Genomic DNA, 22,479 nt, shown 5'->3' on the forward strand with positions numbered 1-22,479 from the left:
GTGAGCAGATCACTCATCGGCCGCAATGACATACTGCCTAACGGCCATGGTGGTGTCAAAGGGGGCGTTCGCGGCATCTGTCAATGAGCCGATTTCAGTAGCCGTAAGTTCGTCTGGTAAATTCGCTACCCCCGTTGTGCAGCACTTGTCTGCACCGTGTAGCCGATCCTTTGCAATTGCGGCCCCAAAGGGCTGCTTTTGCGCCAGATCAGGCCGATTTTGCGGTTGGGCTCGCGACCTTTGAAATGTGCGACGGTGACCTCTGCGGAGGGGGTTTCTATGGGCACGGCCATTTCGGGGATCAAAGTCACGCCAAGGCCTGCGCCAACCATCTGCACAAGCGTGGAGAGCGAAGAGCCGTCGAGCCCCTCATGCGGGCGGGCGGTGGGCATGCCGCAGAACGACAGGGCCTGATCGCGAAAGCAGTGGCCCTCTTCCAGCAGCAGGAGGCGTTCGCGTTCCAGATGCTCAGGGGCGGGCACAGGGGCGTCTGCTTCGGATTTTGGGCGGACCAGCACAAAGCTTTCAGACAGCAGTGGCATTTCCTCAAATGTGGGTTCTGAGACCGGGAGTGCGACGATGGCGGCGTCAATACGGCCACGGCGCAGCTCTTCAATCAGGTTGGCTGTCATGGTTTCACGCACGTGCAGTTCCAGATCGGGAAAATCCACGCGCAGCTGGCGCAGGAAGCGGGGCAGCAGGTAAGGGGCAATGGTTGGGATCACGCCAAGGCGCAGACGCCCCACCATGCCAGATTGCGCCATGCGCGCCATTTCGCCAATTTCATCAACTCCGCGCAGCACGTCGCGGACACGGCCGGCCATGTCTTCGCCAAAGGCCGTGAGGCGGATCTGTCGGGCGGTGCGCTCAAATAGGGGGAGGCCGAGATCTTCTTCCAACTCTTTGATTTGCACGGACAAGGCAGGCTGGGAAATGGCGCAGGCGTCGGCGGCGCGACCGAAGTGTTGATGTTGGGCGAGGGCTTCGAAGTAGCGGAGCTGGCGCAGGGTCAGATTTGTCATAGGAATTGATTATCGCAGTGATTAAAAAATGCAACTTCTGTTTATGAGTTTGCCATGTTTAGAATTGTTCCAGACAATCGACAGACCCATCTATCTGACAGGAGGACGATATGGACGGAGATATCAAAGCAGGCGGCTGCCCGGTGATGCATGGTGCCGTGAGCAACAAAACACGGGGCAACCGGGATTGGTGGCCCAATCAGCTGAACCTGCGCATTCTGCATCAGAATTCTGCCAAGTCCGACCCAATGGGCGCTGAATTTGACTATGCGGAAGAATTTAAGAAGCTGGACTACAAGGCACTGAAGGCGGATCTGACCGCGTTGATGACGGACAGTCAGGATTGGTGGCCTGCGGATTATGGGCACTACGGTGGGCTCTTCATCCGTTTGGCATGGCACTCGGCAGGGACCTACCGCACGGCGGATGGCCGTGGTGGTGGCGGCACCGGGCAGCAGCGTTTTGCGCCGCTGAACTCTTGGCCTGACAATGGCAACCTCGACAAAGCGCGCCGTCTGTTGTGGCCGATCAAGCAGAAATACGGCAATCAGATCAGCTGGGCGGATCTCTATATCCTCGCGGGCAACGTGGCGATTGAGAGCATGGGCGGCACCACCTTTGGCTTTGCCGGTGGCCGGGCCGATGTCTGGGAGCCGGAAGAGGATGTGTATTGGGGCGCAGAAGCGGAGTGGCTTGCAAGCTCCGAAGCGGACAATTCGCGTTACAGCGGGGAGCGTGATCTGGAGAACCCGCTGGCCGCAGTGCAGATGGGTCTGATCTATGTGAACCCGGAAGGTCCGGATGGGCAGCCGGATGTGCTGGCCTCTGGGCGCGACATTCGCGAGACTTTTGCGCGGATGGCGATGAACGATGAGGAAACCGTGGCGCTGGTCGCTGGGGGGCACACCTTTGGCAAGGCGCATGGCGCAGGCAATCCTGAATTGGTGGGGCCAGAGCCAGAAGCGGCGTCGATTGAGACCATGGGGCTTGGCTGGATCAACAAACACGGTACCGGCAAAGGGGATGACACCACGACCTCTGGCATTGAAGGTGCGTGGACGGCGAACCCGATCCAGTGGGACAACGGCTACTTTGATCTGCTGTTTGGCTATGAGTGGAACCTGACCAAGAGCCCGGCGGGCGCGTGGATTTGGGAGCCAATTGATGTCAAAGAAGAAGACATGGCCCCGGCGGCGCATGATGCCAGCAAAAAGGTGAAGACCATGATGACCACCGCCGATATGGCGATGCGTCTTGATCCGATCTATGGCCCGATCTCCAAGCGGTTCCATGAGAACCCCGAAGAGTTCGCCGATGCCTTTGCGCGCGCCTGGTTTAAGCTGACCCACCGCGATATGGGCCCACGTGCGCGGTATCTGGGCGAAGAAGTGCCTGCCGAAGAACTGATCTGGCAGGATGTGGTTCCGGCCAGCGAAACCGCTCTGTCTGAGGATGATGTGGCTGCACTCAAGGCTGCTGTGATCGGCTCTGGCCTGTCGGTGAGTGATTTGGTGAAAACCGCCTGGGCGTCGGCCTCCACCTTCCGTGGCAGCGACATGCGGGGTGGGGCCAATGGGGCGCGTGTGCGTCTGGCACCGCAGAAGGACTGGGACGCCAACGAGCCAGAAGAGTTGGCGCGGGTTCTGGACAAGCTGGAAGAGGTGAAAGCGGAATTTGGCAAGCCTGTCAGCACGGCAGATCTGATCGTGATTGCCGGTGCTGCGGCGGTGGAGAAGGCGGCTCTGGACGCAGGGCATGACGTCTCCGTGCCGGTCTCCCTGGGTCGTGGGGATGCGACCCAGGAGATGACCGATGTGGAAAGCGTCGGCATGCTGGAGCCACAGGCCGATGGGTTCCGCAACTATCAGAAGGCGCAATACACTGTGTCGCCGGAAGAGCTGCTTGTGGACAAGGCCCAATTGCTGACGCTGACCGCGCCGGAAATGACCGCATTGGTGGGTGGCCTGCGTGTGCTGGGCGCCAATCATGGCAACAGCAAGCATGGTGTCTTCACCGATCGGGTTGGCACGCTCAGCAATGACTTCTTTGTCAATGTGCTGGATATGGCCAATGACTGGAGCCACGCTGGCGAAGGGATCTATGAGGGCACGCACCGCGCCTCTGGTGAGGTGAAGTGGACTGCGACCCGTGTGGATCTGGTCTTTGGCTCAAACTCGCAGCTGCGGGCCGTGGCGGAAGTTTACGGTCAGGCAGATGGGGAAGCCAAGCTGGTGCAGGACTTTGTGGCCGCCTGGTGCAAGGTCATGGATGCGGACCGCTTTGATCTGACGTGATCTTAGGCGCATGAGATGGAAAGGGCGCGGCGTTGGTCGCGCCTTTTTTTGTGGCCGCTTTAAAATGCGGGTTTCATCAACATCAGCCAGACGATGGCAATCACCGCAAAGAAGGCGGGAAAGCCGCAGGCGAACCAGATGCGATAGAGGTGGTGGTATCTCTCTGGCAGGGGGGTGTCTTGGTCGCGCGCCAAGCGGGCCAGATTGCGCATTTGCAATTGTATCCAGACCACTGGCAACCAGAAGGCACCGACCACCACATAGAGGATAAGCGATAGCGCAATCCAGGGCTCCCACAGGGACCAGCCAATGGACCAAGCCAGCCAAGCGCCGGTGATGGGTTGCAGCAGGGCGGCGGTGGCGGTGAAAACGGTGTCAGCGATGACCACAATGCCCGCCACATGGGCAATCAGCGCCGGGTCACGGCTGCGATGAGACATCACCATAAAGAAAGCGATGCCCGCCCCGGTGCCAAGAAGGACGGTGGCCCCGATGACATGGGCGAACCGCAAAAGCTCTTCGATCATCTGTCCTCCAGAAGCAGAGCCACAAAAGCGGCCAGTGTGATGCCGGGCAGCACTTTGACCATGGGGCCAAGGGGATCAGCAAAAAGCGCAGGCGTCAGGAGGGCGGCTCCAAGCAGGTAGGCGGCGGACAGGGCCACCATGCCTATTGCGGCGCGGCGGGTGTGCCGCCGTATCAAGATTGCCCCGCCAAGTGCTATATCGGCAAAGGCCCCCGCGATCACAATGAGCTCAGCAAGACGCGGGGGGGTGTCGGCATTGATCATCACCGCAGCGGCTTCGGGCAATTGCAGCAGGCCTATGGTGCCAGAGAGCACCCAGAAGACCGCAAGGGTGGCAATGGCCAAAGGCATCAACAGGTAAAGGCGCGCGGCGGTGCGATCTTGAGAGGTGGCTGGCGTGATTGAAAGAGTTGTGTGGAGTGTCGCGCATCTCTGGCCGGACAGGGCCTGCCAAGGTTTTGGGGCTGCGGTGATGCCCTCTTTGAGGACGGTGATGGCAGAGCTGCGCAGCGGTGCGCGCCAGCCAAGCCATCCCAGCCCGTCACCAACAGAGGCTGCGCCTTGTAGCATCCAAGGTGACAGTCGCGGGCGCAGGATGGGGGGCGGAAGGCCAATCCACTGGCGCATGCGCAGGGCCAGCGCATCAAAGCTCTGGCTCCCGCTCTCTGCGAGATCTGCCACAGTGCCAGAGGGGATTTTGGGATTTGCCGCGAGCAGGACGGCCTGTGCCACATCGGAGAGTGCCACGGTTTGAACAGGGCTATCTTCGAATATGCGCGGCATGATCCATGGCAGAGCTGCACATGCACGCAGCAGAGCGCTGCCGCCATAGGCGTCGCGGCCCAGAACCATGGCAGGGCGCAGGATCACGTGATCTGCGCCGGATTGGGCAAGGATGGCATCGCCCTGCGCTTTGGTGCGCAGAAAATCAGTTGTGGCCTGCGTGTCGGCGCCCACTGCCGAGATATGCACCACACGGCTGCCGGTGTGTTTGGCCGCCTGTGCAAGCTTCTTAAGGACGTCAACATGGATGGCTGTCAGGGTGTCTTTGGCCCCATCCTGAAGCGCGCCCGTGGCATTCACCACAAGATCTGCATGAGAGAGCAGCGCGTCCCATTGGGATTGTTTGAGGTCTGTGAGGTTCAGATGTTTCCAGCGATATTGCGGAAAGCGTGCAGCGGATTGTGGGGACCGTCCGACGCCGGTGACGTCATATCCGGCCCGTGCCAAGACAGACAGGCATTCTGCGCCAATCAGGCCGTAGCCTCCAAGGACAAGAGCTTGCGGCATAATTATCTGCCTTATGCTGGTTCCATACAGCCGAGGTTCGCAGGCTGCGCTGGATGTGAGTTTGTTACACAACGCAGTGTTTCAAAAGCGCATGTTGCAGGCAGCGGCAATATGTCTTTTCAGTCTTTAAAAAAGCCAAAGGCGCAGCCGAGGGGCTACGCCTTTGACAGTGGCTTATGACGAGAAGACTGGGATGATGCCCTCGTCGTCGGGTCTCTATTGAGATATGCCACCTTCCGTTGTGACCTGTTCCTGCACATGCGCCTCGTTGCCCAATGCCGCGCCACGTGGCGGGAAATCAGCAAAGGTGGACAGATGGGACTGCACGAGGCGTGCCGCAGGTCCGAAGGCCCACATCTTGTTGCCCATCCAACGGGTGTACATGCCGGACTCTTCGGCCGCTTTTTCATAGGGGTCGCGCCGCAGATTAAACAGCAATGGCGCGTTCAGTTCTTCTTTGGGGCCTGCCCAGCCTTTTTCCTGAACCACAAAGTGGGCTTTCCAGTCATTGTAGCGCACGGCCTGAAGATCAGTGCCTTCATAATAGACAATCTCTTTGCGCTGACTTTCCGTGTCACCGGTCAGGTAGGGCAGTTGGTTGTAGCCATCCAGATGCACCTGAAAGCCCTGATAGCCGTCGAGCAGGGCGGCGGGCAGATCTTCTGGGCCCCCAGCGGCGGCGACGAGGGTGGGCATCCAGTCCATGCCGTCAAAAATGCCGTTCAGGACCTGACCTTCAGCGATCTGGCCGGGCCAGCGGATGATCGCAGGCACGCGGAAGCCACCTTCCCAAGTGGTGCCTTTCTCGCCGTGGAATGGGGTGGTGCCGCCATCTGGCCATGTCATGGTCTCAGGACCGTTGTCAGATGTGAACACCACAATAGTGTTGTCACTGACGCCGAGATCATCCAGATGAGCGAGCACCTTGCCGACGTTGTCATCAAGTTCCTTCATGACCACATCCTGAAGCCCGCGCCCGTCTCCGAGCATGGCTTCATATTCCGGGCTCAAGTGAGTCCAGACGTGGGCGCGGGCAGGGGCCATCCAAACAAAAAATGGCGTGTCGCTTTCCACAGCGCGGTCAATGAAGTTGATGGTGTGAGTGGTGACTTCGTCGTCGAGCGTCTTTTGGCGTTCCGGCGGCGCAGCGCCGTCGTCTTCGATGCGTTGTTTCCCAACCATGCCCCAGCGCGGCTCTACGGTTTCATCCACGGTGTCTGTGGCATAGGCGTGGATGATGTTGCGCGGGCCAAACTGATTGGCGAATTCGGGATCGTCCGGCCAATCCGGATCGGTGGTGTATTCCATGGCATTGAGGTGGTAGAGCCAGCCCCAATATTCATCAAAGCCCTTCATAGTGGGCAGGAATTTGTTCAGGTCACCAAGGTGGTTTTTGCCAAATTGGCCTGTCGTATAGCCAAGACCCTTGAGCATATTGGCAAGGGTTGGGTCGTTTTCATTGAGGCCGACAGGATCGCCTGGCAGACCGACAGTGTGCATGCCTGTGCGCACCGGATACTGGCCGGTGATGAAGGCAGAGCGGCCCGCGGTGCAGCTGGGCTGTGCGTAGTAATCGGTGAAGCGCGCGCCTTCTGCGGCCAGCTGATCAAGATTGGGCGTTTGAATGCTTTTGACGCCCTGATGATAGCTGCCGAGGCTGGCCCAGCCGACATCATCGGCCATAATCACGAGAATATTGGGTTGTTGACTGTCTTGTGCAAACGCAGGGGCGGCAATGCCTACAGATGCGATCGTCGTTGTTATTGATAGCATAAATGCATGTGTTTTCGACATATCTTATCTTTCTACGAAGGTTGCTTGAATAGACTTCTCCAATGACGCGAATAGTAGTGAGCAGTGGGGCATTTTCACAAGAGCGGTTTACTTTCGTTTCATGATCTGAAAATTTCTCACCAGATGCTGAAACTGAGACTGCCATGTTGAACGAGACTGCCTTAGCCGCTTTTTTCCATTTGGCAGAAGCCAATAGTTTTCAAGAGGCTGCACGCCGGATGGGGGTCTCAAACGCCTCGTTGTCACGCTATATCGCACAGGCGGAAGCGCAATCAGGATTGGTGTTGTTTCACCGAAATCGCAACAATTGTAAGTTGACGGATGCGGGGCAGGCGTTTTTGCCCATCGCGCGAGCGTTGCGCGAAGATATTGGGCGATTTACCCGTGATGTCGATTTGTTGCGCGATGGCAAGGGGCGTCGGTTGCGTGTTGGATGTGGGCCATTGACCACACGGACTGTGGTGGCACCTGTCCTGAAGCGGGTGGTGGAAGAGATCCCGGAGCTTGCTTTCTATCTTGATGTGAACGCGCGCGTGGCACCGCTGGAAGGGTTGCTGAGCGGCGATATTGATATTTTCATCGGAGATCTGACCCATACGCCGGAGGCGGAGAATGTCGATATTCTCATGATGGAGAAGCGCAGTGTGATGTTTGTGGCAACGCCGGATCATCCCATTCACGATCTCGGAGCTTGTAGCATTGCGGATGTGGTGAGCTATCCGTTGGCCTCCGGCCATTTGCACAGGCATTGGCGCAATACGTTCATCAAGTTGCTAGGAGGGGATCAGGACGCGCAGGACAAGGTGAACGCGCTGCCGCAAATTGAGAGCGATGACTACAGTTTCCTTATCGATATGGCGTTGACTGGGCGCTATGTTCTGGGCGCGATGGAGGAGACTTTTGCGGAGTTTGTTGCCGCTGAGCGGCTGAAGGTGATTGAGATGCACACGCCGGTGATCTGGAATATTTGTGCGGTGAAGAAAAGCGGTACGAGCTCTGTGGGGGTGCAGGCTTTCTGGGATCATTTGAGAGCTTTTGGCGTCAACCCGGTGGCGGCCTAATTCCGGCGCTCCGTCAGTGTTTGCTGCCAAGCAGCCGGTCTCTGGCGTTAGCTGGTTTGCGACAGATATTGCAGGCAGCCCTCGAGCGCGGCCACGTCTTCTGTGATCAAGCTGATCGGGAATTGATGCGCATCGACGATGCCATGATGATCTGCGGTCAGTTCCTCGACAAAGGCGGGCAAAGCTTTTGACGTCAGGACGCCGCGGGAGGCAGATCCTGCAAAAGCGATGCCATCGCGTGGCATGAACTGATGAATGACGGACTGGGTCATGCGCCCGAGTGCACGGGCAAAGAGAAGGACGGTGCGCTGAGCGTCAGTTTGCCCGGCGGCGAAGCTCTCCATGATGGATTTGCCATCCTGTTTCTCACCGCTCACAGCTTCATGCAGGCGCTCCAGCCCTCTGCCGGAGAAACAGTCTTCATAGGTGTTGAAGGGCTGCGCCGCGGCGCCGAGCGCATCTTGCAGAAGTTGGCTCACGGAATACGGTAATTCTGCATGGCCGAGTTCGGATTCCATAGCGGTCACGCCTGATGCCGTGGCCCGAGTGGGGCTGACGTTGAAACCTGTTCCCATGCCGACAACAAGCCGCTGCCCGTTGGTGGCACCTTGGTGGGTGCCAAATACATGTTCGGTTGACACACGTGCAAGGGCGTAGCCAAGCGCAGAGAGATCATTGATCAGTTCTGCATGCGGGGCGCGCGCCTGTGCTCGCAGACTGTCCACATCCAGAGACCAATTGCGATTGGTCAGGGTGCCTTTGCCGGCCTGCACCGGGCCAGCGATGGCGACACAGACCCCGGCAAGGCTATCGGGGTCTGTCTTTTGCAGATAGGAAGACAGCACCGCATCAAAACTCTCGTAGGCGTCATTGCTGGCTCGCATTACAGAGGCGGGCTGGACGCCAGTGACATCTGCTAATGCGAGGCGGGTATTTGTACCGCCGATGTCGCCAACGAGATAGGTCATGCGTGAGGTGCTTTCTTCCATTGTGCTTCGAAAATTCGTTTACCGAATTAAGTTACTCCTGAACAGGCACGCCTTCCGGCTTTTTGCCCAGAATAATCATGCCAAGGAGATCATCATCGGTCACGTCTTTCACATCTACGGTTCCGACCAGTTTGCCGTTTTTCATCACAGAGGCGCGGTCACAGAGCTCCATCACATCATGAATGTCATGGCTGATCAGGAAAATGCCAATGCCCTCTGCCTTGAGCTGTTGGATCAATTCTGACACCATTTGCGTCTCATGGGGGCCAAGCGCGGCGGTGGGTTCGTCCATGATCAGGATTTTGGCGTCAAAATAGACCGCGCGGGCGATGGCGACCGACTGACGCTGTCCGCCGGAGAGTGCCGAGACGGGCTCTGCAAACTTTTTAAAGTTCGGGTTGAGCTTGCCCATGATTTTGCGGGTCTCTGCCTCCATGGCATCGTCGTTGACCATGCCCAGAGGGGTGGTGAGCTCGCGCCCTAGAAAAAGGTTGGAGGCAGCATCGAGATTATCGGCCAGCGCCAGCGTTTGGTAGATGGTTTCGATGTTGTATTTGCGCGCATCCCGGGGATTGTGGATCTCGGCTTTCTCGCCATTGATGCGGATCTCGCCGCCGTCGGCCTGATAGGCGCCGGAGAGGATCTTGATAAGCGTGGATTTGCCTGCGCCATTGTGGCCCAGAAGGCCGACCACTTCGCCGGGGTAGAGATCGACCGAGACATGGTCCACCGCTTTGATCCCACCGAAGGAGATGTGGATGTCACGCATGTCCACGAGAGGGGTTTGCTTGTCCATTTCAGTTCTCCTTATGCGCCGGTGCGGCGGCGGTAAACGATGTCGATCCAGACGGCGAAGACCAGAACGATGCCGACCACGATGTTTTGCAGCGGCGCATCTACGCCAACGGAGGCCATGCCCGATTGCAGCGATTGCATGATCAGGGCCCCGATCACCGCGCCGTAGATGGTGCCCGCGCCGCCAGCGAGGGCGGTGCCGCCAATCACAGCAGCGGCGATGACGCGCAGCTCATCGAGCGTGCCCAAACCCACATCGACCGCGTTCAGGCGCGCGGAGGCGATGATGGAAGCAATGCCGGTCAGCGCGCCCATCAGGGCAAAGATTTTGACGGTCAACAGGCGGGTGTTGATGCCGGAGAGCTCAGCAGCCTCAGGGTTGCCCCCGGTGGCGTAGACGTAGCGGCCAAAGCGGGTGCGGTTGGCGACGATGGTCATGACGATGGCGACCGCCAGAAGGATCACCACTGGAATGGCAACACCGTGGTTCCACACCATGCCATCGGTGTACTCAACGCCTTGCGCTTTGGCCATGCGCTTCATGGCACCTTTGGACAGGGGGTAGCTGTTCATGATCCAGACAAAGAGCAGGATGCCGCCAGCAGCGATGGCCATGAGGATGGCCTCGGCCCAAGCCGGTTTCACAGTGAAGCCATGGGCCGCTTTGTTGCGACGGCTCAACAGCATGAATCCTGCGGCGGCGAATGCGGCAACGGTGCCAAAGAGCCAGCTCATGGTTTCCCTCAGAGTGCCTTCTGCGCCGCCCCCCAAAAGGCGGAAAATTGGATCGAGCGGCGCCTGTGTCTGGCCTTCTGTGACCCACCACATCGCCCCCCGGTAGACCAGAAAGCCGCCGAGCGTCACGATGAAAGCGGGTACAGTGAGATAGCCTATGATCCAGCCCTGAAAAGCGCCAAGCACTGCCCCCATGGCAATGGCGAACAGTACGGCAATGATCCAGATGGACCAGTGACCGAGGCCAAGAATTTGGGGCAGCCATTGGACTTGCAGGGCGGCGGTGGCCATGCCGATGAAGCCCAGCATGGAGCCGACAGAAAGGTCGATGTTGCGGGTCACGATCACAAAGACCATGCCCGTCGCCATGACGGCCACGGAGGCGGTCTGAACGGATACGTTGAAGAAATTGCGCGGTGACAGGAAGCGGCCTTCGGTGAAAACGCCGAAGACGATCCAGATCACCACAAGCGCGCCGATCATTCCAAGCAGGCGGGGATCGAGGCCCAGCTTGCCGATCAGGTTCTTGGCTTGATTTTGCATTTGGCGTTCCCTTTTTTGGTGCGCGGATGCGTGCGTGAGCTTTCCGGTCCGATGACGACACGTCGTCCCGGTTGGAAAGATGCTGAATTCTCAGAGGGGGCGGAGGGTGTCACCCGCCGGGGCGGGTGACCTGGTTTTGATCAGTTGCAGGCTGCGTTGGAAGAGCCGGCGCAGAGCACGTCTTTGGCAATCCAGCCCGCGTCCAGAACAACGTTGAGGTTGTCAGCGGTGACGGGCACTGGGGCGAGGAACATCGCGTCCATGGTGGTGCCGGAGGGCGAGGTCCACTCAGCGGCACCATCTACTGCGTTGCCATTGGCAAGGCTCACGGCAATTTCACCTGCCGCTGCACCAAGGGCGCGAGCGTCTTTCCAGACAGAGACCGTCTGTGTGCCGGTAGCCACACGGTTCAGAGCGGCGTGGTCGCCATCTTGGCCGGAGACAGGAATGCCTTCCATGCCCTGTGCGGTCAGGGCGGCCACAACGCCGCCAGCGGTGCCGTCGTTAGAAGCCACTACCGCGTCAACCTTGTTGTCCTGTGCGGTCAGGATCTGTTCCATGTTGCGCTGTGCGTTCGCGGGCACCCAGCCATCTGTGTAGGCTTCGCCAACAATCTTGATGTCGCCAGAGTCAATCGCGGCTTGCAGTACCTCCTGTTGGCCACCGCGCAGGAAATCCGCGTTTGGATCGGTGGGGGAGCCTTTGATCATCACGTAGTTGCCTTTGGGCATGGCTTCCAGCACGGCGCGGGCCTGCATGCGACCAACTTCGACGTTGTCAAAGGTCAGGTAGAAAGCACGCGCGTCTTCGATCAGGCGGTCATAGGCAACAACGGGGATTTCTTCGTCCGCTGCGGCCTGTACTGCCGGGCCAATGGACGCGGAGTCTTGCGCCAGAATGATCAGCGCATCGGCGCCCTGTGCGATCAGGCTTTCGATATCAGACAGCTGTTTGGCAGAAGAGCTCTGCGCGTCGGCGGAAATGTATTTTGCGCCTGCCGCGTCCAACGCGGATTTGATGGCCGCCTCGTCTGTTTTCCAGCGCTCTTCCTGAAAGTTCGACCAACTGACACCAATGGTCAGATCTTCGGCCCAAGCTGCGGTGCTCATAAGGGCGCCGGCGAGGACCGCCGTCGCAGATGCGAATAGTTTCATGATTTCCTCCCAATACATGGCCCGGGGTCAGCGATGTGAATCAGCTTTGTTCCGGGTGCACTCATTGTTAGCGCAATAAATTTGTAAATCAAATTAAATAAGCTATCCTTGAAAAAAACCGGCGAACATCGGCATGGTGTGAGGCCACGATTGATGGCGGAAACGCCTGATTTGCCGAGTGGTTCACGTTTGGAGGAGAGTGATAAATGTCTGTCAATCAAAGGGAAATTGGGCGTCGTGTGTTGCTCAATGAAATTCGCAGACAGCAGCGTGTGCCGCGTATCACTCTGAGTGAAATTACAGGAATCAGCCGAGCCACTGTGACCACGATCACCGCTGAACTGCTTCGTGAAGGGCTGATTGAGGAGGTGTCCAGCGAGGCAGGAGACAAGGATGCACGGCGTGGGCGACCGAAAGTTGACCTTAAGATTCGCGGGGCGGCGCGGCTGATTGCTGGGGCCAAAATCTCCAACCGCACGATCTCTCTTGTGTTGTTGGATTTTGAAGGTGTGCAGCTTGCCGCCCATGAGGCGACATTGGATGTGGGGGTTTTTGAGGCGCAGGATCTGGCCGCTATTTTGGCGGAGTTTGTGGATGTTCTGGCACAGAAGGTCGGCCAAAGCCGTGCTGCGGTGGCCGGGTTTGGTCTGGGCATCGCGGGCATTGTGGATGCCCCCAAGGGATTTGTGCATTGGTCGCCCTCTCTGACCACGCGCAATGTAGCGCTGGGCCCGGTGATGGAAGAGGTGATGGGCGTTCCGGTCTTTATCGACAACGACGCCAACCTCGTGGCCATGGCCGAAAAGAGCTTTGGGCTGGGGCAGGGGCACAGTGACTTCATTGTGGTGACCATCGAAAGCGGTGTCGGGATGGGCATTGTGATTGGGGATGAGATTTACCGGGGCACCCGTGGATGTGGTGCGGAATTTGGTCATACAAAGGTGCAGCTGGAAGGTGCGCTCTGCCGCTGCGGGCAGCGTGGGTGCCTTGAAGCTTATGTGGCGGATTATGCGTTGTTGCGTGAGGCGATGATTGCCAGCGGGGATATGGCAGCGCGGCAGGTGGATGAGATCCTCGCCTCTGCCAAGGCTGGTGATGAGGTGGCCGCATCGATCGTGGAGCGCGCAGGGCGGATGTTTGCCATGGGGCTCGCCAATATTGTGAATATCTTTGACCCGGAGCTGATCATTCTGGCCGGAGAGCAGATGCAATTCAGCCATCTCTATGCGGAAGAGGTGATTGATGCGATGCGCAAATCCATCGTGCAGATCGACAAGGCTCCGCCAGAGGTGGTGATCCACAAATGGGGGAACCTTATGTGGGCGCGTGGAGCGGCCGCCTATGCGCTTGAGAGCGTGTCAGAGATGGCTTTGCAGGAGATGGTTGACCATGTGGCGTAATCTTTTCTGTGTGCCCTTCGTTTTTAGCGCAGATGCCGGTGTGGCGGAGGTGCGGTTTCAACCGGTTGATGTCAGCCCGCATGTCTATGATGGCGGTTGGGAGTTTTATGTTGGCGGCGGGATTGCCGCGCTGGATTGCGATGGGGATCACCTGCCAGAGTTGGTGGCCGCAGGGGGGGAGAATATGCCGGTTCTGCTGCGCAATCGTAGCAGCGCCGGGGGCGAGGTGCAGTTTGAAGCGCGGACGCCCGATGCCCTTAACCTGCCCGGGACCATCGGGTTTTACCCGGTGGACATAGACAGCGACGGGCTTCTTGATCTTGTGGCCCTGCGGGTTGGGCAAAACCGCCTCTTCAAAGGGGGACTGGACTGTCAGTTTGACCCGATGGACGTTGGCGGGTTTGACGGCGGTACGGGGTGGACAACGGCTTTTTCGGCGACATGGGAAGGGCAGGCGGATCTGCCGACGCTTGCATTTGGAAACTATGTAGATCGAGAAAACCCGAAGGGGCCGTTTGAGGCCTGCGATGACAATGATCTGTTCCGCCCTGATGGTGAGGGGTATGTGCAAAGCGCGCTCTCGCCTGGGTTCTGCCCGCTGTCGATCCTGTTTTCAGACTGGAGTGGCGCAGGGCGGGCCGACCTACGGATGAGCAATGACCGGCATTACTATGTCAAAGATGGCGCAGAGCAGCTTTGGGCTATGGAAGACATGCCGCGGCTTTATGGGGAGGCAGATGGCTGGGCCACGCATATGCTATGGGGGATGGGGATTGCGCAGCGGGATCTTGATTTTGATGGGATCAGTGAGGTGTTCCTCTCTTCGATGGGGGACCAGCGCCTGATGAAGCGGGTGGACCCTTTGCGGCCCACATTTGAGGATGTGCCGTATGAATTGGGCACATCGGCACATCGCCCCTTTGTGGGCGATGATGGGCGGCCTTCGACGGGCTGGCATATCGCCTTTGGTGATGTGAGCAACGATGGGTTGGATGATGTGTTCATTGCCAAGGGCAATGTGCAGCAGATGCCCGGCGCGGCGATGGAAGATCCCAACAACCTTTTGATACAACAGGTGGACGGGCGTTTTGCGGAGCATGGTGATCTGGCCGGTATCGCAAGCATGGCCCGCAGCAGAGGCGCAGCGCTCGTGGATCTGAATGCTGATGGGCTTCTGGATCTTGCGGTGGTCAATCGCCGTGCGCCGCTGGAAGTCTATCAGAACATCTCTGAGGCAGAGGGGGGCTGGATTGATGTGGATCTGCGCCAGAGCGGTGTCAATGCATTTGCCGTGGGCGGGGTGATTCAAGTGTCTGCCCCGGATTTTGCCACGCGCATGCGGGAGGTGACGGTTGGGGGGGGACATGCCGGTGGCGTGGCTGTGCCTGCGCATTTTGGCCTTGGGGCGGCGTCAAATGTGACGGTGCGCGTGGTCTGGCCTGATGGGTTGATCTCAGACATCATAGATGTCAAAGCCGGTCAGCGCTTGCGGCTTGAACGAGAGGGGGATGTGGTTGTGGCGCGGCGCTACTGAGCCGCGATCCCATCCAATGGCAGGCCCGAGGGCACGGCATCAGGCACGCCAAGGCGGCCTTTGATGGCATCATAGTCTGTGAGGGTTTCGAGAAAAGCGAGGATATCGCTGACCTCCTGATCAGAGAGAGCGATCGCGGGCAATTCATTGGCTCCGGCGATTTGCAGGACGTCAATTTTGCGCTCTAATACAATGAAGTCACTGTTAAAATTCCCATCCGAGAATGTGGATTGATCGGCCTCATAGGCGAGCAGTGCCGGGACCGGATCAAGGTGGTGGCGCACCACATCTTCAAGGCGCGTGTATGCTCCGCTGTGCCCATAGGGGGCGGTTTGCGTGACATTGCGCAATGAAGGGGTGCGGAAGCGGTAGAAATCCTCCTCCGCCCCGGTGACGCGCCCGCGGCCCACATCCCGGTTGTGGCGCTCAAACCGTGCGGCTTTGCCCGGGCCGATCTGTGGCATGGCAATGGCATGAAAGCTATGATCCGTCTGAAACTGTCCGGCGTGACAGCTGCTGCACTGCGCCTTGCCATAAAACAATTCCATGCCCACAAGTGCCTCTTCTGAAAGTGGCGTCTCATCGCGCAGGTAGGCATCAAAGGCTGCGGCATCGGCGCGCCATTCAAAGGCGATGAAGGCGGCCATGGCGTTGGCGATGTCGTGGAATTTGATCGGGGCCTGCGCGCCGATCACGTCGTCAAACGCGCTGCGATAGGCGGGGATGGCGGCCACGCGCTGCGCCAGGATGTCCCAGGCTCCGCCGGGCCCGGTGAGCTGCCCAAGGCGCACGGCCTGGCTGACATCGTTTTCGGAGTAATGCCCGGCCATTTCATCAGGGGAGAGGACGGGGAACATGGCCTGCGCAGAGAGCGCGTTGTCAAAGCCCATTTCCATTTCAGACCCCAGTGGTGTGCGAATGCCGGAGGGGCGGCTGGGATCATCTTCAAGCCGGCCATCGTGAAAGAAGACTGTGAACTCGGTCGCGCCAAGGTTCCAGAGCGCGGGGGCATTGCGGGGGATGCGTTGTTCCGGCGGATTTTGCGGATCAATCTTGCGCTGCAGTCCCAGTCCCGTGGCCCCATCTCCTAACCCCAGAGACAAGCCGTCGGACGTGCCGAGGTCCGGGTGATGGCAGCTGGCGCAGGAGACGGTTTTGTTGCCTGAGAGGATCGGATCATAAAACAGAAGCTGGCCGAGTTTGACTTCAGCCATATCCTGTTCCGGGAAGAGCGCATCCGCCTCTGGCAAGGGGGCCGCGGCAAGCATGATGGGCATGAGGGCGGCGGTGCAGAGCAAGAGGTGGCGCATGGCTGATCTTCCTTTGGCAAAATCCACCGCATCGATGATGTGGTGCGATGGATTTAATTTAAGTATGTCTAAAAATTATTGTAAAACAATTTTTTAGACAAAACGGTTCACGTGGTTTTCCAGTATCTCCTGACGCCCGGATTTTGGAGTTGGATTGATTTTTCCGCTCAGCACATCGGCAAAGCTGCTGTCCAGATCGCCTTCCAGCATGGCTTTGGCTTCGGCGGTGTCCCAGCCTGCGTAGCGGGCTTTGAGCGCATCCTCCAGACCGCCATCTTCGACCATGGCTGCGGCGGCTTTCAGGCCACGCGCGCAGACATCCATTGCGCCGATGTGGCTGGCGATCAGGTCTTCGGCGTCCAGAGATTGGCGGCGCAGTTTGGCGTCAAAGTTGGTGCCACCGGTGCCAAGCCCACCTGCTTTGAGGATGTGGTAATAAGTCAGTGCCACCTCGGGGACATTGTTGGGGAACTGATCCGTGTCCCAGCCGGACTGGTAGTCGTTGCGGTTCATGTCGATGGAACCAAGCACGCCAAGCGCGGCGGCGGTGGCAATCTCATGTTCAAAACTGTGACCGGCAAGGATGGCGTGGCCTTGCTCAAGGTTCAGTTTGACCTCTTTCTCAAGGCCGTATTTCTGCAGGAAGCCATAGCAGGTGGCGGCGTCAAAATCATATTGGTGCTTGGAGGGTTCCTGTGGTTTGGGTTCCACAAGGATGGTGCCCTCAAAGCCGATCTTGTGTTTGTAATCCACCACCATATTGAGGAAGCGGCCCATGTGATCGAGTTCGCGCCCCATGTCGGTGTTGAGCAGGGTTTCATAGCCCTCACGCCCGCCCCAGAGCACATAGTTTTCCCCGCCCAGACGTTTGGTGGCGTCCATGCAGGTTTTCACAGTGGCGGCGGAATAGGCAAAGACCTCGGGATCTGGGTTAGTGGAGGCCCCTGACATCCAGCGACGGTGGCTGAACATATTGGCGGTGCCCCAGAGCAGTTTGATGGTGCGAGTACTCATTTTTTCTTCAAAGTAATCAATGATCTCTTCGAAGTTCTTGAGGCTTTCGGCAAAGCTGTCACCTTCGGGGCGCACGTCTGCGTCGTGCCAGCAGAAGTAGGGCTGCCCGAGGATGTCAAACATCTCAAAGGCGGCGTCGGCTTTGACTTTGGCCATATCCAGGCGGGTTTGCGGATGCCAGGGGCGCTCAAAGGTTTGGCCGCCAAATGGGTCACCGCCTTCCCATGCAAAGCTGTGCCAATAGGCGACGGCAAAGCGCAGGTGATCCTCCATCCGTTTGCCCATGACAATTTCGTCAGGGTTGTAGTGGCGGAAGGCCATCGGATTGCTGCTGTCTGGCCCTTCATAGGTGGCGGGGGCGATGGCTTTGAAAAAATCGGTCATTGTGTCAGGGCCTTTATGCCGGGGTAAAGTTGGGCGAAGTCGGCATAGGCCGCTTCGTAGCTGTCGCGCAGATCGCTGCGGGGATGAACGGTTGTGCCGATCTCGGGGCGGGTCATGACGGCGTCAGGCGCGGCGTCGGTGGCGGCGCAGATCGCCAGCCGGGCGGCCCCCAGAGCGGCACCAAACTCACCGGCCTTGGGCAGAGAGATGGGCATGTTGAGCACGGTGGAGATGAGCTCCACCCAATAGCGGGACTGTGCGCCGCCGCCGATGGCGATCAGGCTGTCCAGTTGTGCGCCGGTTGTGCGCAGGGCATTCAGGTTGTCTCGCAGGGCAAAGGTGACCCCTTCGAGCACTGCCTGTGTCAGCGCGGCGTGATCGGCCCCCATATCAACATTGAGAAAAGCCCCGCGAATTTGTGCGTCATTGTGCGGGGTGCGTTCGCCTGACAGATAGGGCAGGAACCGCATGCTGCCCGGCCCATTAAGAGCGTCGCCGAGCAAGGCGGTGAGGTTTTGCGGGCTGTCTTGCAGATTGCGGGCCAGCCAATTCAGGCTGTCGGTGGCGGCGAGGATCACCCCCATCTGGTACCAGCGGTTTGGGATGGCGTGACAGAAGGTGTGCACGGCGCTTTCCGGTTGGGGCGCATAGGCATCACGCCCGGTCAGAAGCACACCGGAGGTGCCCAGCGACACAAAGCCATCGCCTTCATTCAGGGCCCCAATGCCGCAGGCCGCTGCGGCGTTGTCCCCGGCACCCGCGGCGACAACCACGGCTTTGGGCAGGCCCAGTTCCGCGGCGATGTTATCGCGTATTGTGCCAATGGCATCGCTGCCTTCAAACAGGGTGGGCATTTGGTTGGGGCGCATGCCGCTTTCAGAGAGCAATGTCTCAGACCAGCCTCTTGCGCCCACGTCGAGCCAGCTTGTGCCTGCGCTGTCGGACAAGTCAGAGGCGTAGATGCCGGTCAGCCAGAAATTGAGGTAGTCTTTTGGCAGCAGAACTTTGGCGGTGCGGGCAAAAATCTCTGGCTCATGGGCCGCGACCCAGGCGAGTTTTGGGGCGGTAAAGCCGGGGAAGACGATATTGCCGGAGAGGCTGCGCATGTCTGCGATGTTGTCCAGTTCTTGGGCTTCTTTGGCGGCGCGGGTGTCATTCCACATTATGCAGGGCCGCAGGGGCATGCCGGTTTCATCCAGTAGATTTGCACCATGCATGTGGCCAGAGACGCCAATGCCTTTGACGGCGGCCATATGCGCCGGAAAATCTGCGCTCAATTGCGCGAAGACCTGCCGGCAGGCGTCAATCCAGTCGGCTTGGTTCTGTTCGCTCCAGCCTGCATGGGGACGGGCGGTGTCATACTGTGCTTCGCGTGCTGCAATGACGGTTTGCTGCGCATCGATCAGCAACGCGCGCAATCCGGATGTGCCCAGATCGAGTCCCACAAACATGGGTGGCCTCCCTTTGTCTCCTCTTTTTAATTTTTGCGTCAAATTAAATTGGAGATCAAATGGAAAATGACACGGAGAGGCAAATTTCGGGGGAAATCGGACACAGGTCGCGGGAAGTTCTTTTGAAAATAATGGTCAATATCAAAGAGATGTGGCCTTTGTTGGGGCAGGGAAAACTGGCCTTCGTTCTGGGGATAGCCTGTGCTTGACCTTCCACTTGCTGGAACCTTTATAGAGGGCGAGCACCCAAGAGAGACTCACAGGGAGACTTGCGGGGTGACGGATGGATTGAAAGACCGATGCAAACACTGACGTTTCAAATTGATGGCCTGAATTGTGCCGGATGTGTCTCGCGTGCTGAGAAAGCTTTGGCGGCGACGGATGGGGTGCGCAACGCACATGTGAACCTCGCAGATGAGATGGCGAGGGTGGAGGCAGAGGCGCTGTCTGTTGATAAGCTGGTGTCTGCCTTGCAGGCCGCAGGCTATCCGGCGCGGGAGGCCAGTGTGACCATGGATGTGTCCGGCATGAGCTGTGCGGGATGTGTGCGCCGGGCTGAGGCGGCTATGGCCGCAGGTCAGGGCGTTTTGGAGGCGGCGATCAATTTTGCGGCTGAGACGGCGACGGTGCGCTATCTAGAGGGTTCCGTGACGCCAAGCCAGATTGCGGCCTTGAGCACCAAGGCGGGCTATCCGGCGCGCCTGCAACAGAGCGGGGCGCCTGTGGTGGATCGCAAGGCAGATGAAGCGGCCAAGTTACGGCGTGATGTTTTGGTGGCGGCGGTGCTGGCCTTTCCGGTGTTTTGTGTGGAAATGGGGGGGCATCTTGTGCCGCCGTTTCATCACTGGCTGATGGGGACATTTGGCGTGACGCAGCTGCATGTGATGCAGTTTATTCTGACCACGCTGTTGCTGATCGGGCCGGGGCGGCAGTTTTATGTCAAAGGCTTTCCGGCTCTGCTTAAGGGCGCGCCTGAAATGAACTCTCTGGTCGCGGTGGGCACCAGTGCGGCCTATCTTTTCTCCGTGGTGTCGACCTTTGCCCCGCAGCTTCTGCCGGTGGGCGCGGCGCATGTTTATTTTGAGGCCGCCGCCGTGATTGTGGTGTTGATCCTGGCAGGGCGCTGGATGGAGGCGCGGGCAAAGGGGCGCACGGGGGAGGCCATACGGCAGTTGATCGGCTTGCAGCCGCGTGTGGCCCGCGTGGAGCGCAAGGGCGAGATCACAGAGCTTTCGATTGAGGAGGTGGCCTGTGGTGACGTGCTGCATTTGCGGCCCGGTGAGCGGGTTGCGGTGGATGGGCGCGTGCTGGATGGGCAATCCTATGTAGATGAAAGCATGATTTCTGGTGAGCCAGTACCCGTGTTGAAGACCGCCGATGCGCAGGTTGTGGCGGGCACGATCAATGGGCAGGGCAGCCTGCGCTATGAGGCGGAGAAAATTGGTGCGGAAACCATGCTGGCGCAGATTATTGCGATGGTGCGGGAGGCGCAGGGCACGAAGCTGCCGATACAGGCACGGGTGGATAAGATCACGGCAATCTTTGTGCCCGCTGTGATGTCGGTGGCCTGTCTGACCTTCCTTGTCTGGCTTGTTCTGGGGCCGCAGCCGAGCTTTGGCCCGGCGGTGGTGGCGGCGGTTGCCGTGCTGATCATTGCTTGCCCCTGTGCCATGGGGTTGGCCACGCCGACGTCGATCATGGTGGGCACCGGGCGTGCGGCGCAGCTTGGCGTATTGTTTCGCAAAGGTGATGCGTTGCAGTCTCTGCGTGAGTGTCAGGTGGTGGCGTTTGACAAGACTGGCACGCTGACCAAGGGCGCGCCAGCCTTGACGGATTTGCAAGTGACTGAGGGCTTTTACGATGCGGCGGTTCTGGCAGCTGTGGCCGCGGTGGAAGCACACTCGGAACATCCGGTGGCACGTGCACTGGTGCAGGCGGCGCAGGAGCGGGGGCTGACGCTGCCGCAGGCGTCTGGCTTTCATGCCGAAATCGGTATGGGCGCCGCTGCTACAGTGGCCGGGCAGCAGGTGCATGTTGGTGCAACGCGTTACATGGTTGCCTGCGACGTGGCGGTTGCGGAGCTTGCGCCGCAGGCGGATAGGCTTGCCGCAGCGGGAAAAACGCCGATTTTTGTGGCGATTGATGGGGTGTTGGCAGCGGTGATGGCTGTGGCAGATCCGGTCAAAGACGGCGCGCAGGCGGCGGTGGCGACCTTGCACGACCAAGGTTTGAAAGTGGCCATGATCAGTGGGGATCGCGCGCAAACGGCGCAGGTCCTGGCAAAAACGCTAGGGGTGGATCATGTTGTGGCGGATGTCTTGCCTGCCGGAAAAGTAGACGCGCTTGAGGCATTGCGCGCGGAGTTTGGCGCGGTCGCCTTTGTGGGTGACGGTATCAATGATGCGCCTGCACTGGCGGCGGCAGATGTGGGCATTGCCATTGGCACAGGCACGGATGTCGCGATTGAATCCGCAGATGTTGTGTTGATGTCGGGCGATGTGGGCGGCGTGGTGACGGCGTTTGATTGCAGCCGTCAGGTGATCCGCAATATCGGACAGAATCTTTTCTGGGCTTTCGGCTATAATGTAGCGCTGATCCCGGTGGCGGCAGGTGTGCTGGTGCCTTTTGGTGGACCGGCGCTGTCCCCCATGCTGGGTGCGGGGGCGATGGCTCTATCCAGTGTGTTTGTTCTCTCAAACGCGCTGAGGTTGCGCCGGATACAGTCGCCACTATGGAAGAAGGATGTGTGATGAATATCGGAGAAGTCGCCAAACGGTCTGGACTGCCAGCAAAAACCATTCGGTATTATGAAGACATTGGCTTTGTGACCCCGGCGCGGGGGGACAATGGCTATCGCAGCTTTGGGGAGAAAGACCTGCACAAGCTGGCCTTTCTGGGACGTGCGCGCGGGCTGGGATTTTCGATTGAGGACTGTCGCACACTGCTTGCGCTTTACGAGGATCAGGGCCGTGCGAGTGCGGACGTGAAGCGGGTAGCGCAGAAGAACCTCAATGAGATTGATCGCAAGATTGCCGATTTGCAGGCGATGCGCGGCACATTGAGCCATCTGGTGGCGACCTGTGCAGGCGACGGGCGGCCAGATTGCCCGATTTTGGAGGATTTGGGGCGCAGGTAACGCCTTGATGTCACAAAAGGATTGCGCAATGCCTGCGCCGTAGTAGC

At 58.9% G+C, this 22,479-nt stretch carries 17 protein-coding genes; 6 read left to right on the forward strand and 11 right to left on the reverse strand.

The window, feature by feature from the left end; translation table 11 throughout:
* Positions 1 to 125: 125 nt before the first annotated feature.
* Positions 126 to 1,022, reverse strand: a complete 897-nt coding sequence (locus J7382_RS08570) for a hydrogen peroxide-inducible genes activator (RefSeq protein WP_209068633.1) — start codon at positions 1,020 to 1,022, stop codon at positions 126 to 128.
* Positions 1,023 to 1,132: 110 nt separating this feature from the next.
* Here J7382_RS08570 and katG point away from each other — a divergent pair, with 110 nt between their 5' ends.
* Complete coding sequence (gene katG, locus J7382_RS08575) at positions 1,133 to 3,316, forward strand: catalase/peroxidase HPI (RefSeq protein ID WP_209068634.1); 2,184 nt, start codon at positions 1,133 to 1,135, stop codon at positions 3,314 to 3,316.
* A gap of 59 nt (positions 3,317 to 3,375) precedes the next feature.
* Here katG and J7382_RS08580 read toward each other — a convergent pair whose 3' ends face one another.
* The 3 genes from J7382_RS08580 to J7382_RS08590 form a co-directional block, all read right to left on the reverse strand.
* The gene (locus J7382_RS08580; protein ID WP_209068635.1) at positions 3,376 to 3,843 is read right to left on the reverse strand and encodes a DUF2269 domain-containing protein; all 468 of its coding nucleotides are present in this window, start codon (positions 3,841 to 3,843) and stop codon (positions 3,376 to 3,378) included.
* Complete coding sequence (locus J7382_RS08585) at positions 3,840 to 5,132, reverse strand: SDR family oxidoreductase (protein WP_209068636.1); 1,293 nt, start codon at positions 5,130 to 5,132, stop codon at positions 3,840 to 3,842. Before J7382_RS08585 ends, J7382_RS08580 begins: the two co-directional genes overlap by 4 nt.
* A 216-nt stretch (positions 5,133 to 5,348) precedes the next feature.
* Positions 5,349 to 6,905: an arylsulfatase gene (locus J7382_RS08590; protein WP_247744913.1), complete on the reverse strand. Its 1,557-nt coding sequence runs from the start codon at positions 6,903 to 6,905 to the stop codon at positions 5,349 to 5,351.
* Between the two features lie 164 nt (positions 6,906 to 7,069).
* Here J7382_RS08590 and J7382_RS08595 point away from each other — a divergent pair, with 164 nt between their 5' ends.
* A complete protein-coding gene (locus tag J7382_RS08595) occupies positions 7,070 to 7,987 on the forward strand; it encodes a LysR family transcriptional regulator (RefSeq protein WP_209068638.1) in 918 nt (305 codons plus the stop codon).
* 47 nt (positions 7,988 to 8,034) lie between these two features.
* Here J7382_RS08595 and J7382_RS08600 read toward each other — a convergent pair whose 3' ends face one another.
* The 4 genes from J7382_RS08600 to xylF all read right to left on the reverse strand — a co-directional run bounded on the left by J7382_RS08600 (position 8,035) and on the right by xylF (position 12,203).
* Positions 8,035 to 8,955: an ROK family protein gene (locus J7382_RS08600; RefSeq protein WP_209068639.1), complete on the reverse strand. Its 921-nt coding sequence runs from the start codon at positions 8,953 to 8,955 to the stop codon at positions 8,035 to 8,037.
* A 52-nt stretch (positions 8,956 to 9,007) separates the two neighbouring features.
* On the reverse strand, positions 9,008 to 9,772 hold the full coding sequence (locus tag J7382_RS08605) for an ATP-binding cassette domain-containing protein (RefSeq protein WP_209068640.1): 765 nt from the start codon (positions 9,770 to 9,772) through the stop codon (positions 9,008 to 9,010).
* 11 nt (positions 9,773 to 9,783) lie between these two features.
* Positions 9,784 to 11,049: a sugar ABC transporter permease gene (locus tag J7382_RS08610; protein WP_209068641.1), complete on the reverse strand. Its 1,266-nt coding sequence runs from the start codon at positions 11,047 to 11,049 to the stop codon at positions 9,784 to 9,786.
* Positions 11,050 to 11,189: 140 nt separating this feature from the next.
* Positions 11,190 to 12,203 carry a D-xylose ABC transporter substrate-binding protein gene (gene xylF, locus J7382_RS08615; protein ID WP_209068642.1) on the reverse strand — a complete coding sequence of 338 codons (1,014 nt, stop codon included), beginning with the start codon at positions 12,201 to 12,203 and terminating at the stop codon, positions 11,190 to 11,192.
* Between the two features lie 206 nt (positions 12,204 to 12,409).
* Here xylF and J7382_RS08620 point away from each other — a divergent pair, with 206 nt between their 5' ends.
* The gene (locus tag J7382_RS08620; protein ID WP_209068643.1) at positions 12,410 to 13,603 is read left to right on the forward strand and encodes an ROK family transcriptional regulator; all 1,194 of its coding nucleotides are present in this window, start codon (positions 12,410 to 12,412) and stop codon (positions 13,601 to 13,603) included.
* Entirely contained in the window at positions 13,593 to 15,137 is a 1,545-nt protein-coding gene (locus J7382_RS08625; RefSeq protein ID WP_209068644.1) for a CRTAC1 family protein, read from the forward strand. The genes J7382_RS08620 and J7382_RS08625 overlap by 11 nt, the downstream gene beginning before the upstream one ends.
* Here the strand turns inward: J7382_RS08625 and J7382_RS08630 are convergent.
* The 3 genes from J7382_RS08630 to xylB form a co-directional block, all read right to left on the reverse strand.
* Positions 15,131 to 16,447: a cytochrome c peroxidase gene (locus J7382_RS08630; protein WP_209068645.1), complete on the reverse strand. Its 1,317-nt coding sequence runs from the start codon at positions 16,445 to 16,447 to the stop codon at positions 15,131 to 15,133. The two genes, J7382_RS08625 and J7382_RS08630, sit on opposite strands and share 7 nt — an antisense overlap.
* A gap of 93 nt (positions 16,448 to 16,540) precedes the next feature.
* The gene (gene xylA / locus J7382_RS08635) at positions 16,541 to 17,845 is read right to left on the reverse strand and encodes a xylose isomerase (RefSeq protein ID WP_209068646.1); all 1,305 of its coding nucleotides are present in this window, start codon (positions 17,843 to 17,845) and stop codon (positions 16,541 to 16,543) included.
* The gene (gene xylB / locus J7382_RS08640) at positions 17,842 to 19,296 is read right to left on the reverse strand and encodes a xylulokinase (RefSeq protein ID WP_209068647.1); all 1,455 of its coding nucleotides are present in this window, start codon (positions 19,294 to 19,296) and stop codon (positions 17,842 to 17,844) included. The genes xylA and xylB overlap by 4 nt, the downstream gene beginning before the upstream one ends.
* Before the next feature lie 299 nt (positions 19,297 to 19,595).
* On the opposite strand from xylB, the gene J7382_RS08645 reads away from it, so the two are divergent.
* Complete coding sequence (locus J7382_RS08645) at positions 19,596 to 22,046, forward strand: heavy metal translocating P-type ATPase (protein WP_209068648.1); 2,451 nt, start codon at positions 19,596 to 19,598, stop codon at positions 22,044 to 22,046.
* A complete protein-coding gene (gene cueR, locus J7382_RS08650) occupies positions 22,046 to 22,432 on the forward strand; it encodes a Cu(I)-responsive transcriptional regulator (RefSeq protein ID WP_058239145.1) in 387 nt (128 codons plus the stop codon). Before J7382_RS08645 ends, cueR begins: the two co-directional genes overlap by 1 nt.
* Positions 22,433 to 22,479 lie beyond the last annotated feature (47 nt).

Source organism: Shimia sp. R11_0, from assembly GCF_017744035.1.
GTDB lineage: Bacteria > Pseudomonadota > Alphaproteobacteria > Rhodobacterales > Rhodobacteraceae > Shimia > Shimia marina.

What these genes read in the sequence shown, in the direction of transcription:
- J7382_RS08605 (WP_209068640.1), bottom strand. Translation starts at nt 9,772, where the DNA reads ATGGACAAGCAAACCCCTCTCGTGGACATGCGTGACATCCACATCTCC.
- J7382_RS08620 (WP_209068643.1), top strand. Translation starts at nt 12,410, where the DNA reads ATGTCTGTCAATCAAAGGGAAATTGGGCGTCGTGTGTTGCTCAATGAA.
- J7382_RS08580 (WP_209068635.1), bottom strand. Translation starts at nt 3,843, where the DNA reads ATGATCGAAGAGCTTTTGCGGTTCGCCCATGTCATCGGGGCCACCGTC.
- J7382_RS08590 (WP_247744913.1), bottom strand. Translation starts at nt 6,905, where the DNA reads ATGCTATCAATAACAACGACGATCGCATCTGTAGGCATTGCCGCCCCT.
- J7382_RS08595 (WP_209068638.1), top strand. Translation starts at nt 7,070, where the DNA reads ATGTTGAACGAGACTGCCTTAGCCGCTTTTTTCCATTTGGCAGAAGCC.
- J7382_RS08610 (WP_209068641.1), bottom strand. Translation starts at nt 11,049, where the DNA reads ATGCAAAATCAAGCCAAGAACCTGATCGGCAAGCTGGGCCTCGATCCC.
- xylA (WP_209068646.1), bottom strand. Translation starts at nt 17,845, where the DNA reads ATGACCGATTTTTTCAAAGCCATCGCCCCCGCCACCTATGAAGGGCCA.
- katG (WP_209068634.1), top strand. Translation starts at nt 1,133, where the DNA reads ATGGACGGAGATATCAAAGCAGGCGGCTGCCCGGTGATGCATGGTGCC.
- J7382_RS08645 (WP_209068648.1), top strand. Translation starts at nt 19,596, where the DNA reads ATGCAAACACTGACGTTTCAAATTGATGGCCTGAATTGTGCCGGATGT.
- J7382_RS08570 (WP_209068633.1), bottom strand. Translation starts at nt 1,022, where the DNA reads ATGACAAATCTGACCCTGCGCCAGCTCCGCTACTTCGAAGCCCTCGCC.
- cueR (WP_058239145.1), top strand. Translation starts at nt 22,046, where the DNA reads ATGAATATCGGAGAAGTCGCCAAACGGTCTGGACTGCCAGCAAAAACC.
- J7382_RS08625 (WP_209068644.1), top strand. Translation starts at nt 13,593, where the DNA reads ATGTGGCGTAATCTTTTCTGTGTGCCCTTCGTTTTTAGCGCAGATGCC.
- J7382_RS08585 (WP_209068636.1), bottom strand. Translation starts at nt 5,132, where the DNA reads ATGCCGCAAGCTCTTGTCCTTGGAGGCTACGGCCTGATTGGCGCAGAA.
- J7382_RS08600 (WP_209068639.1), bottom strand. Translation starts at nt 8,955, where the DNA reads ATGACCTATCTCGTTGGCGACATCGGCGGTACAAATACCCGCCTCGCA.
- J7382_RS08630 (WP_209068645.1), bottom strand. Translation starts at nt 16,447, where the DNA reads ATGCGCCACCTCTTGCTCTGCACCGCCGCCCTCATGCCCATCATGCTT.
- xylB (WP_209068647.1), bottom strand. Translation starts at nt 19,296, where the DNA reads ATGTTTGTGGGACTCGATCTGGGCACATCCGGATTGCGCGCGTTGCTG.
- xylF (WP_209068642.1), bottom strand. Translation starts at nt 12,203, where the DNA reads ATGAAACTATTCGCATCTGCGACGGCGGTCCTCGCCGGCGCCCTTATG.